Below are 12,598 nucleotides of genomic sequence, written 5' to 3'. Positions count from 1 at the left end.
GTATTATGACTTAGCGATGCCTGATTGGATATCGAGAGTGAATTGTTGAAAGTTATGGACCAGAGTCCACAAGACGGTAGTATCAACCTCCTCTGAGCTGGCGACATAGTCTCCTAGCGCGGAGGAGACTATGAGATTAGGAGGAATCTATGCTGACACAAGAGATGCGCGATTCAATGATTGATGTCGCCGACTTAAACCAACTCAAATGGGATTTAAACCATTTACAACCGGTAGATGTTGGCGAATACATTTCTAAATTACCAACAAATCAAAGAGCGATCGCATTTCGTCTGCTCAATAAAGCGCAAGCAATTGATGTATTTGAATATCTACCCACAGAGGTACAAGAAGAATTAATTAATTCTCTTCATGATGTGCAAGTTGTCCAAATTGTAGAGGCGATGAGTCCCGATGAACGGGCAGAATTATTTGATGAATTACCAGCAGGAGTAATTAAGCGTTTATTACAAGAATTAAGTCCAGAACAAAGACAAGCCACAGCTACAATTCTTGGTTATCCAGAAGGTACAGCTGGGCGTGTGATGACAACAGAATATGTCCGGTTAAGAGAAGGATTAACTGTCGGTGAAGCCCTCAGCAAAATCCGTCGTCAGGACGAAGATAAAGAGACAATTTACTACGCTTACGTGACAGATGATAATCGCACATTAGTGAGAGTAGTTTCACTAAGGCAATTGTTGTTTACTTTTCCTGATGTTTTGATTAGAGATATCGCTAGCGATCGCGTCATCAAAGTCAGAACTGAAACCCCCCAAGAAGAAGTCGCCCAAATCATGAAGCGATATGACTTAATCGCCATCCCGGTAGTTGACAGGGAAGACAGATTAGTCGGCATTATCACTATTGATGATGTGGTTGATATTTTGGAGGAAGAAGCTACAGAAGACATTCAAAAACTCGCTGGTGTTAGTGGTGATGAAGCAGCTTTGTCTTCCCCTCTACTTACCATCCGCAACCGCCTACCTTGGCTATTAGGAATTATGGCCTTGTATATAGGTGCAGCTAGTGCGATCGCGCCTTTTCAATCTGTAATTGCTGCAGTACCAGTATTAGCGGTAATTATGCCCATCTTTTCTAATACTGGTGGAACTGTGGGGATTCAAGCCTTAACAGTTACCATCCGAGGCTTGGGTGTAGGCGAAGTCACGCCTAAAGATACCCTAAAAATCCTCCGTAAAGAACTAATTGCTGGATTAGGTACAGCATTAGCTTTATGTCTGACGATGATTCTGCTGTCGTTAATTTGGGCGCGTCCTCAAGAAAGATGGGTAGCTTTAGTTGCAGGGATAGTAATGGCAAGCAATACGATGGTAGCTGTGACATTGGGGACTTTACTCCCTATGGGTTTAAAGCGCTTAAAGTTAGATCCAGCCCTCGTCAGCGGGCCATTAGTCACCACAATGTTAGATACAATTGGCTTCCTAACCTTCCTCTCGCTAATTTCTGTAGCATTGAATGTCTTACACTTACCGAGTTAAATCAAAGCAGCTTTGGGGGTTAAACAACCCCTCTTTTTTTGGCTTTGGTAATTGGTAATTGGTAATTGGTAATTGGTAATTGGTAATTGGTAATTTCCCCTTGTTTCCTCATCCCCAGTCCCCAGTCCCCAATCCCCAGTCCCCAATCCCCATATACAGCTGGTATCATTGCCACTGCATCTGTAAATTAAAAGCTGTAGAGAATTACTAATATTGTGTCTCTACATTAAAAATAGATAAATATTTATGCCTAGTACTACTTGGAACCGTCATCACATTCTTTCCTTAACAGACTTTTCTCCCGTTGAATACGACGCTGTTTTGCAAACTGCTGCTAGTTTCCAAGAAGTGCTATCAAGACGGACGAAGAAAGTGCCAACATTGCAGGGACAAGTGGTGGCGAATTTATTTTTTGAACCCTCTACCCGCACTCGCAGTAGTTTTGAAATTGCAGCTAAACGCCTGAGTGCGGATACGCTGAACTTTGCGGCTGCAACTTCTTCGATGACTAAGGGAGAAACAATTCTCGATACCGCGAAGACCTATTTGGCGATGGGTACTGATATTATGGTAATTCGCCATCGGGAAGCAGGTGTACCTAATGCGATCGCTCAAGAAATGGATCGTTTAGGTGTCAAAGTTAGTGTACTCAATGCTGGCGATGGTCAACATGAGCATCCTTCCCAAGGACTGCTAGACTTATTTACTATTTGTACTTTAATTGACCCCACTAATCCCCGAATCGAATTATTAAAAGGTAAAAAAATTGCGATCGTTGGCGATATTCTCCATTCTCGTGTAGCACGATCTAATATTAGCAGTTTAACCGCCAGTGGTGCCGAGGTGCATTTAGCCGCACCACCTACCCTACTACCAAAGTTATTTGCTGAGTATTTCGCAGAAGAAACAACACAGGAATCAATATCTAATCGGCAATTATTTTTACATTGGCAGCTAGAACCTGCTTTACGTGATGCTGATTTTGTGATGACATTGCGTCTGCAAAAGGAACGCATGACTGCTCATTTATTGCCCAGTTTACGAGAATATCACCAGTTATTTGGCATTACCCGTGAGAAGCTACGCCTTTGTAAGCCTAATGTCAAAGTATTACATCCAGGCCCAGTGAATCGCGGTGTAGAGATTAGTTCTGATTTAATGGACGATCCAGAATTTAGCTTGATTCAAGCGCAAGTTACCAGTGGTGTGGCGGTGCGGATGGCATTATTGTATTTAATTGGTAGTGGCAAAGTTTAATTAAACATCAACAATATTGCTTGAATACAAACTCATGGTCTAGTGCATAGTTGTCATTGCTTCACAAATCAACTCAGGCTGTGTTAGCACTGAAAGTCTTACACCAAGATTTCTATTGCTGCGGGTGTGTTAGGACTATAGTCTTAATACACCTTACAAATAGGAGATTGGTTAAGTGTTAATTATATATATGAGATCAACCTAATTTTCATCTATCTAAAGTGATAAAAATTTGTTATTATAGAGACATATATCTAAAGATAGATAAACAATAATTCAAATCAGTTAAACAATTTATTTCTGTCTTTGCAAGGATTTTCGCAATTTATATTTTTTTCAATTTAAATCTTATTTAATTGATAACTATATTTTATATAAAACTATATTGCATATCACAAAATGTATTGCTATGACATTAAAGATTTAATTAATTTATAAACAATTTTTTGTAAAAATATTAACTTTCTTGGAAAAACACTTGACTAAGTCAAAAAAATATACTTAATTAAAAGATTAGTGGCACATAATGTCAAGAGTTTAACATCTGCATTTAATAGCAAACAAAATTTAAACTCTATAGATAAGAAAAATATCTAAGAGTTTGAAGAATTAACCACTAGTAAAGCATCGCGAAATTCAAGATTACGAATTCATCTATAGCAATTCATAATTGAAAATTAAGAAAATACAAAGATTAAAAATACGTATTTCTCAGATTTTCAGGGATTTTATGTGTCATGCTGCATAGAAGATTGCTATAGAGCAGGTTTTTTACGGGTAAAACTCTGACTACCTACAGGCAACAGAATTGTTCAAGGATACAGATCAGCCTGTATACAGGTTGAAATTGTATTAATTTGTCAAAGTATTGATGCATTTACCAGTGAAAATATTTATGAAAAAACTTCACTTGTCATTGAATAAAATATGGTAGTTTTTGATCAAAATTTATTAACAGGCTAATGCTATGTGTAGCTTAATAATAAATGCTATTTTTGCAGTTAAAGGTTTCATATTGGTAAGGTTCATGAATGTTCCAACGACAAATGTCTCCTTTTTTTTGCATAACAGATTTCTGCTATCAGCATTAATTTTAATGGAGCATACAGGCATTGATTTTCAGCCAGCTTTTCATAGAGAAGTGATGCCCTAGGCTAATGTATTGCCTGGGGCATTGCTATCTACTTTTTCAGTAAGTAGGAAGCAATTTCTGGAAGTTTCCATATACATTTGATAGTTGGGTTTTTTTAAGCCAACTAACTCATCTGGAGATGACTGTTGTTTATCAGGGGAAATCGCAGCTATGCTTTCCAGATATTTATTCAAAGATTTTTTCTGTTTGTACCTAAGAAATTTATCTTGGAGATTGCTGAAGCCAAATTTAAGAGAGATTTATACTATTTACAACAGAAAAAGAACTAGATATGATAATTTTGCTGATTTATCACAGATTAGCTTCATTAATCTTAGCTGTGCAAGCTTTAGACATAACTAACCGGGTCAGTCCCTAGGCTATTACAAGCCTAGGGGGATAGTACCCGGCTTAGTTGCAAATCAAAGTTAAGTAATTAATTAGTCCGGCAAGACTAATTAACTACGCAATTGTGAAACCTTGGATGTCACGATTCAAACACAATTGCAGCAGAAGGTTGAACCCACATCTTTAACAGTTGAATGCAACTGGAGAATGATTATGTCACATTATTCTAGTCAAAACAAGGTTTGTGATCCTGACTCTACACAAGAAAGCAAATTTTTGACACCTTTTCAAAGAAAGGTTTTACTCAAGAATTTGCAAGCAGATTTACAACCAGAATATCGTCGCCGCATAGAAATTATGTTGTTAGCAGATAGCGGTACATCTCAAACTCATATCTGCGAAATATTAAGTTGCTCTCAAGAGATGGCACGATACTGGATTGCTGTAGCAGAAGCAGGTCTAGCCCACAAATGGAATGAGCGACCAATTGGTAGACCAAAAACCGTAAATCATCAATATCTAGAAAGGTTAAAAGAATTGGTGAATGGGAGTCCGCGTGATTATGGTTATGCATTTGCTAATTGGACAGCCCAATGGTTAAGTAAACATCTAGCTCAAGAATTTGGCATTGAAATTAGCGATCGCCATATTAATCGGCTCCTAAAACAAATGGGGCTATCAACCAAGAAAAAATCCTCAAAGCAACAAGCAACTGATTCTTTAAAGGATGCTGGCATTAGAATTTGCGATTTGCAATCTAGCAACAACCAGCCTAAATTCCTGTGGTCATTTAATTTGGCGCAGACTAATCACTAATTCAGTCTTGGAGTTGAGGAAATGCCATCAGTATTTTCACAAGCACAGCTTGGTGAACAGCTCGCTATTGTCTTAGGCGAGCAGCTAGAAGAGCAAGAACTGCAAAGCTGCTTGGCGGCGATAGAAATTGTAGAACCGCCCATAGCACAACTATTTTGGCAAGCAACAACAGCCAAAGCAGGAATTTATGTAGTTTTAGCAGGTAAAGTCCGATTGCTAGATAGAGGGGAGAACTTAATTACTACCCTCTCTCCAGGTGCAGTATTTGGTGAACTGACTTTGTTTCCTGAAGCCACGTTGCAACCATACTCAGCGAGGTCTTCTTTGAACTTAAAGCTGAGTTATCTCAAACAAGAGACATTGCAAACTTTGATGGATAAATATCCCAGGATTCGCGATCGCCTTTTGGAACGTGCAGAACGTTGGGATTTACTGATGTTATTTCGCCAGAACTCCATCGGCAAAGGCAATATATCCGTTGAAGATATGCTGAAAGCCTTAGCTTACTTCTCACGACAGCATTTAAAAATGGGTACAGTACCAGCCAAACTAGTTGCAGATACTCAGTTATGGATATTGTGCCAAGGCGAATTACAGCATTCTGATGGTAGTAAATTAATTCCTGGCAGTATCTTTGCGATCAAACCGGGAAAATGGCAGGTGACAAAACCAACCATTGCTTACAGCCTCAAGCATGATGATTGGCAAAAAGCACTGCTACATTGGGGACAATTGGCAGAGTTGATTGATTCTCAAGCTACCCCAGTTCCCATAGAGGAAAAACCCGTAGCAGTATCTACCAAAACCAACAGCAACGTTATTTCTTTCCCCTCGCAAATTCAGCTACAACAACCACAAAAAAAACGACGTGCTTACTTTCCTAGCCCAAAAGTCAAATTAGGGCATTTGTGGGGACGCATCAGCAAGCGCTACCCCTTCTACCACCAACAAAGTGCTTCTGACTGTGGGGCTGCTTGTTTGGTAATGATTAGCCGCTATTGGGGTAAGCAATTGAGTGTTAACCGCTTGCGAGAGTTAGCTAACGTTACCCGCGATGGTGCATCACTTAAGGGCTTAACAGCGGCCGCAGAAAGCGTTGGTTTTACTACCCGTCCAGTGAAAGCCAGTCTGGATAAATTAGCACAACAACCATTACCAGCGATCGCTCACTGGGAAGGCAAGCATTACATCGTCGTTTACGAAGTTACTAAAAAACAAGTAATTGTCGGCGATCCCGCCATTGGTCAACGCCACCTGAAGATTGCAGAATTTAAAGCGGGGTGGACTGGTTACGCTTTATTATTACAACCCACCGCTCTATTAAAAGAAACTCCAGAAGCAAGTTCCGGATTCTGGCAATTTTTTGATTTAGTCAAACCCCATACTACAGTCTTGCTAGAAGTCTTCATGGCTTCTATGCTAATTCAAATATTGGGGCTAGTAACGCCGTTATTCACACAGTTACTTTTAGATAGAGTTATTGTCCAGGGCAGTACTCTGACTTTAAATACCGTTGGTTTCGGATTGCTAATTTTTGGGTTATTCAGCGTAGCAATGAACGGTTTAAGGCAATATCTGTTGGATCACACTGCTAACCGGATCGGAGTATCGCTAATGGTGGGTTTTATCAAACACACCTTCCGCTTGCCCTTGTCTTACTTTGAATCGCGTTACGTAGGAGATATTGTTTCCCGCGTCCAAGAAAATCAAAAAATTCAACGCTTTCTAACTGGGGAATCGCTATCTATTGGCTTGGATTTGCTCACAGTATTTATCTATGTAGGATTAATGTTTTGGTATAGTTGGCAAATGGCATTGTTGTGCTTAACAATTATACCGCCATTCTTTTTACTGGCGCTGATTGCAACGCCTTTTTTACGCCGCATCTCCCAAGAAGTATTTAATGCCCTAGCTCAAGAAAACAGTTATTTGATTCAGAGTCTCACAGGGATTAGCTCAATTCGCTCAATGGCCATTGAACAGACAGTACGCTGGCATTGGGAAGAACTCCTGAATAATTTGATCAAAAAAACTTTTAAAGCCCAGGTCATTAGTAACCAATTGCAAATTTTTAGTTCTACTATTCAAACCTTAGTAACTACAAGTTTGTTGTGGTTTGGCGCATCATTGGTGATTCAAAACCAACTGACAATTGGGCAATTAGTCGCTTTTAATATGTTATTATCTAACATCATTCATCCTTTCCAGCGGCTAATAGTATTGTGGAATCAATTGCAAGAAGTCATAGTTTCCACAGAACGAATTAATGATGTTTTAGAAGCAGAACCAGAAGAAGATTTAGAACATCAACCCCGACAGTCTTTACCGAGGTTACGTGGCCATATTCGCTTTGAAAAAGTGACTTTTCGCTATCATCCTGAAAGCGATATTAATGTCCTCGAAAATCTCAGCTTTGAAATCAAACCAGAGCAAACAGTAGCAGTTGTTGGGCGTAGTGGTTCGGGTAAAACAACTCTCTCGAAATTAGTATTAGGTTTATACCCAGCGACAGATGGCAAAGTCTTGATTGACGGTCAAGATGTTACTAGCATTTCCCTGCGATCGCTCCGGTGTCAAATTGGTGTGGTGGATCAAGATACGTTTTTGTTTGGCGGTACGATTCGGGAAAATATTAGTATTGCTCACCCAGAAGCCACTTTAGCAGAGATTATGGAAGCGGCAGAATTGGCAGGAGCAGACGAGTTTATTAAACAATTACCAATGGGTTACGAAACCCAAATCGGCGAAGGTGGCGGGATGTTATCTGGTGGACAACGTCAACGTTTAGCGATCGCCCGTGCTTTGTTGGGTAATCCGCGTCTATTACTTTTAGATGAAGCCACCAGTCACCTAGATTCGGAATCGGAACGCATTATTCAGCAAAATCTGAAAACCATACTCAAAGGCCGCACCAGCTTAATTATTGCTCACAGACTCTCCACGGTGCGGAATGCTGATTTAATTTTAGTTTTGGATCGTGGCTTATTAGTTGAAAGCGGTACTCACGAGCAATTAATTGCAAAGAAAGGTCATTATTTTTATCTCAATCAGCAACAATTAGCACAAGTTCATTCTTAAATAGAGTCAAGAGTCAAAATTGAGTTATTTTCTCTCTACTTACTCTGCTTTTTTGATTTTCTTGTAACCATTACCAATTAGCAATTACCCATTTCCAATTACCTCTTCAATACAGGTAAAAACATATGCCTGATTCATCCTGGAATTCGTTAACAATATTAACTAAATCTCATGAAGATGCACCTCAAAACAACTATGAATCTGAAGCTGTAAAAGATACTATTGAGTCGCAGCACATAGCAACAGCGAATGATACTAGTGATTGGTCGCATAGTACAGAGGAACTATTAGATGCTTTACCGAGGCGTTGGACACGTTCTTTGCTGTATTTTTTGATTGGCTTTGCGGCGATCGCTTTACCTTGGAGTATGCTGTCTCAAGTTGATGAAACTGGAAACGCTAGAGGGCGTATAGAACCTAAAGGATCAGCCCAAAAATTAGATAGTGCTGTTGGTGGGAGTGTGACTGCAGTCAAGGTTAAAGAAGGCGAAACTGTAGCAGCAGGACAAGTTTTAGTGGAATTGGAAACAGGTGTTTTGAAAACCGAACTCCAACAGACAAAAGCGAAGTTAGATGGACAACAAAATCGCATGATGCAATTAGATTTACTGAAAAATCAACTGCAAATGTCGATTCGTGTCCAAGAACAACAAAACCAATCCCAAGAGTTAGAAAAAACTGCCCAAGTTAATCAGGCGCAGCAAAATCTGGATGGGAAGCTGAGTACTTATAACTTACAAAAATTAGAAAAACAAGCATTAGTCAATCAGGTGCAGCAACAAATTACTAGCGCCCAGAATGATCAAAAATCAGCTCAAAGTCGTTTAACTATCGATTCTAGACAAGTCGAACGCTTTACTCAAATTGTGAAGGCTGGTGCTGTTTCAGAAAACCAAGTTGATCAACTCAAAAAAGAAGAAGAAGAAAGCAAACGACTCTATGAAAAGGCAAAATCTGATATTACACAAGCACAATTGCGGTTAGCGGAAGAACAAAGCCGCTATCAAAGTACAATCAGTCAGATGGAGTCGGATATTAAGCAAGCAAGACTGCGGCTGCAAGAAGTACAAAGTAGCTATCAAAGCTTAATGCAAGCTGGAAAGTTGACTGTTCTCAAGAGTCAGGAACAACTTAAAGACTTACAAACACAAATTGCTGTACTGCGATCGGACATTATGCAAAGTCGCAGTCAAATCATCTCCTTAAAACTGCAGTTAAACCAAAGAATATTGCGATCGCCTGTTGATGGTACTGTTTTCGCGTTACCTATTTCTAAACCTGGTTCAGTTGTACAACCAGGCCAAATGGTTGCTCAAATTGCACCAAAAAATACTGGCTATGTACTCAAAGCTCAAATGCCTAGCCAACAAAGCGGTTTCTTGAAGAAAGGTATGCCTGTAAAAATCAAGTTTGATGCTTATCCATTCCAGGATTATGGAGTGATAGAAGGTCATGTTAGCTGGATTTCACCTGATTCCAAAGTTCAAGAAACTAATCAAGGAAAAATAGAAATGTATGAATTAGAAATTACTCTGAAGCAGCCTTATCTGGCATCAGCAAATAAACGTATTTACTTAACACCAGGACAAACGGCAACTGCAGAAGTCATTGTTCGCCAACGTCGGGTTATCGACTTTATTTTAGATCCATTTAAGAAGCTGCAGAAAGGTGGAATGCAATTGTAAAGGAAATCAATATTATTACCTATGGAAGGCTAATTTTATGCAATAATCAATAGATAAAATGTATTTAAAAAATACAGTAATCAAGGTAAAAAAATAAATTTGTTGCTGATGCGTTACGCTATCGCTAACGCATCCTACGGAAGATTCAAAAATTAAATATGAGTCTTATAAATAAAGCGAAATTTAAACACCTTGATAGAGGATATCAATGAGGGTGTAATTACTAAAAATTATAATTCCACGCACAGATATGATTGACTAATTTGAGGAATCTTGTCATGAATAAAATCTTAACTATTTCCAGCAAAGATATATTGCATCACGTCAAAATAAATTGTCAAATTCCCAGTTTGTTGGAGGCGATCGCCACTCGCCAGATTATCATGAATGAAGCGTTAGAGGCAGGTATTGAAGTAATTCCCGAAGAAATCCAACAAGCAGCCGATAGCTTACGTTTAGCAAACCAACTCCTAAAAGCAGAAGATACTTGGGAATGGCTAGAAAAATATCATCTTTCCCTTGATGACTTTGAAGAGGTAGCACAAATTAATTTAATTTCGGCTAAATTAGCAACTCATCTATTTGGTGAAAAAGTAGAGCAGTTTTTTTATGAAAATCAACTTAACTATGCTGGTGCGGTTACTTATGAAGTAATCTTAGATGATGAAGGACTCGCTTTAGAACTATTTTATGCCTTGCAAGAAGGCGAAATTAATTTCCAAGAAATTGCCCGTCAATATATTCACAATCCCGAATTGCGCCGCGCCGGAGGCTATCAAGGTATTAAACGCCGTCATGATTTTCGCCCTGAAATAGCAGCAGCAGTATTTGCTACTAATCCGCCACAACTTCTCAAACCCATAATTACTGCTAAAGGAGTACATTTAATTTGGGTAGAAGAAATTATCAAACCTCAATTAGATGAGCAACTACGGGGCACAATTTTAGGAGATTTATTTACTGCTTGGTTAAAACAAAAACTTGAGCAATATGAAATAGTGGCACAACTTGATATCAACAATAATTATCAAACAGAAATGCTCAAGCCACAATCATCGCAAGCAGCATAATATTATCTCTGGGTAATCACTTTTCATTGCCAATGGTATGGGGGCGCACAACTGTGCACCCCCTAAAAAATGTTGAGATCAATCTAAAATTAAAAAACTATCAAGTCAATGCAAAGTTACCAGAAGAAAACTGTGCCAAGTTAGCAGGATCGGTTTGATTAGTTAAATTGGCTAGAACGCTGATTGCACCACCATCACTTAAATCTTGGGAATAGACAACTCTGGCAAAGCCTAAAGTAGTGTTGAAATAGACAAACAAACCCCGATCGCTGGTAATTGCATTATTATCTGCGATCGCTTGAGCAGCAGCTGCAGCATTGGGAAACGGATCTAGTAGCACTAGCACATTACTCTTACCAGCTAAATTGCTGCTATTACCTTTCTGGAAGTTGAATACATCAATATCCAGCTGACTTTTTTGAAATTCTAGTTTATCTTCCCCAATTTGGTAGTCAATTAGAATATCCGGCTGATTCAAAACCAGGATACCGTTAGGCGCTAGGGCTGTAGAGCCACCAGAAAAGGGGCTATCAGAAAATAAAAAAGCATCTTTACCTTCCCCACCAGTCAGCGTATCTATGCCAAGACCACCTGTCAATATATCATTGCCAGAACCACCGTTAATAAGGTCATTGCCATCGCTACCATCAATGATGTCATCACCAGCGAGACCATTAATGATGTCGTTACCGCCGAAACCTGCAAGGATATCATCACCATCTGTACCGTTAATAGTCTCGCTAGCATTACTAGCTACCAAAATTATGCTCATAATTTTCTCCTGATGAGCTGCATTAATTGCATCTTGCTTGCTGATAGACAGCAAGCAAGACTAAATGAGGAGAGATGGGGTGTAGCAGAGCATTGGTTTGAGCCGCTTTGCGGCCTTCTCCTACAGAGTTCTATTCACCCTCATGGTGAGAGGTTTTTAAATTTTGTAACCATGCGTCAAACAACGAGTCCATAATTTGTTGTCTCACACCTTGATTCAATTCTATGGGGAACCACTTTTCTACCCTCAAAACGTGATATCCCATTTTTGTTTGCACAGGGCCAATAATTTCGCCTTCTTTAGCTTGGCTAAGAGGTTCAGCAATTTCTGGTATTAGTTCTACTAAATAGCGAATTCCAACAAAGCCGCCATTTTCTTGAGATTGCTTACCCTTAGAATGTTCCAATGCCAAAGCACAGAAAGAAGCTTCTCCTTCCCGTAGCAATTGTACGATTTTCCAAGCAGTTGCTAAGTCAGTCAGCAGAATTTGCGATAGGGCCACTCGTCTATAGTTGTCACGGTTGGAAATATAAGCGCCATCGACTGTTGCACCAAAGAGATATTCTTTGAGCTTGTTCTCTAACAATGCAACTTTAATTCCTTGTGACCATTCCTCTACGTTAATACGCTGTTCCTCCAGCCATGCCAGAGTTTCTGTGTTTCCCCATAACTTGCGTTCTAAGCGAAAAGCATCACCAGCCGCTTGCCACTCATCATCAGATACTTCAATTCCCAACTGGTTGCAGTTGGCTAAAACTAACGCCTCACGTTCAGCAGCAACGGCAACTTCTGCAAACTTAGCAGAATGACGCAGATATGCCAAAATTTCTGCATCGCTGACTGGGTGAGGTTTGACTGGTTCTTGGGGTAAAACTTTGAGGGATAGAGTTTGTTCTAATTGTTCTGTCATGGCTTGATTATCTTCAAATAAAATTGTT

At 39.5% G+C, this 12,598-nt stretch carries 9 protein-coding genes; 6 read left to right on the top strand and 3 right to left on the bottom strand.

Annotated elements, in window-relative coordinates:
• The first annotated feature begins 149 nt into the window (after positions 1-149).
• Complete coding sequence (mgtE, locus tag AACU25_RS25450; protein WP_096580437.1) at positions 150-1,502, top strand: magnesium transporter; 1,353 nt, start codon at positions 150-152, stop codon at positions 1,500-1,502.
• Positions 1,503-1,748: 246 nt separating this feature from the next.
• Entirely contained in the window at positions 1,749-2,759 is a 1,011-nt protein-coding gene (locus AACU25_RS25445; protein ID WP_096580435.1) for an aspartate carbamoyltransferase catalytic subunit, read from the top strand.
• A gap of 1,149 nt (positions 2,760-3,908) precedes the next feature.
• Here the strand turns inward: AACU25_RS25445 and AACU25_RS25440 are convergent.
• Positions 3,909-4,085, bottom strand: coding sequence for a hypothetical protein (locus AACU25_RS25440; RefSeq protein WP_190445950.1), 177 nt, complete (start codon positions 4,083-4,085; stop codon positions 3,909-3,911).
• A gap of 367 nt (positions 4,086-4,452) precedes the next feature.
• Here AACU25_RS25440 and AACU25_RS25435 point away from each other — a divergent pair, with 367 nt between their 5' ends.
• The 4 genes from AACU25_RS25435 to AACU25_RS25420 all read left to right on the top strand — a co-directional run bounded on the left by AACU25_RS25435 (position 4,453) and on the right by AACU25_RS25420 (position 10,888).
• On the top strand, positions 4,453-5,055 hold the full coding sequence (locus AACU25_RS25435; protein WP_190445951.1) for a helix-turn-helix domain-containing protein: 603 nt from the start codon (positions 4,453-4,455) through the stop codon (positions 5,053-5,055).
• Positions 5,056-5,076: 21 nt separating this feature from the next.
• Positions 5,077-8,133, top strand: a complete 3,057-nt coding sequence (locus tag AACU25_RS25430; protein WP_096580433.1) for a peptidase domain-containing ABC transporter — start codon at positions 5,077-5,079, stop codon at positions 8,131-8,133.
• A gap of 125 nt (positions 8,134-8,258) precedes the next feature.
• The gene (locus AACU25_RS25425) at positions 8,259-9,818 is read left to right on the top strand and encodes a beta-barrel domain-containing protein (RefSeq protein WP_096580431.1); all 1,560 of its coding nucleotides are present in this window, start codon (positions 8,259-8,261) and stop codon (positions 9,816-9,818) included.
• Between the two features lie 278 nt (positions 9,819-10,096).
• Positions 10,097-10,888, top strand: coding sequence for a peptidylprolyl isomerase (locus AACU25_RS25420; RefSeq protein ID WP_096580429.1), 792 nt, complete (start codon positions 10,097-10,099; stop codon positions 10,886-10,888).
• Between the two features lie 100 nt (positions 10,889-10,988).
• Here the strand turns inward: AACU25_RS25420 and AACU25_RS25415 are convergent, their stop codons facing one another.
• Together AACU25_RS25415 and AACU25_RS25410 are read right to left on the bottom strand one after the other, a co-directional pair.
• A complete protein-coding gene (locus AACU25_RS25415) occupies positions 10,989-11,660 on the bottom strand; it encodes a hypothetical protein (protein WP_190445952.1) in 672 nt (223 codons plus the stop codon).
• A 130-nt stretch (positions 11,661-11,790) separates the two neighbouring features.
• Positions 11,791-12,570 (bottom strand): peptidylprolyl isomerase, encoded by a 780-nt coding sequence (locus tag AACU25_RS25410; RefSeq protein ID WP_096580423.1) that lies wholly within the window; start codon positions 12,568-12,570, stop codon positions 11,791-11,793.
• Positions 12,571-12,598: the final 28 nt, after the last annotated feature.

This window comes from Tolypothrix tenuis PCC 7101 (assembly GCF_963874875.1).
GTDB classification, from domain to species: Bacteria; Cyanobacteriota; Cyanobacteriia; order Cyanobacteriales; family Nostocaceae; genus Aulosira; species Aulosira tenue.
Note: the sequence above shows the minus strand (reverse complement) of the source record. Positions and strands in the feature narration are given on the sequence as shown.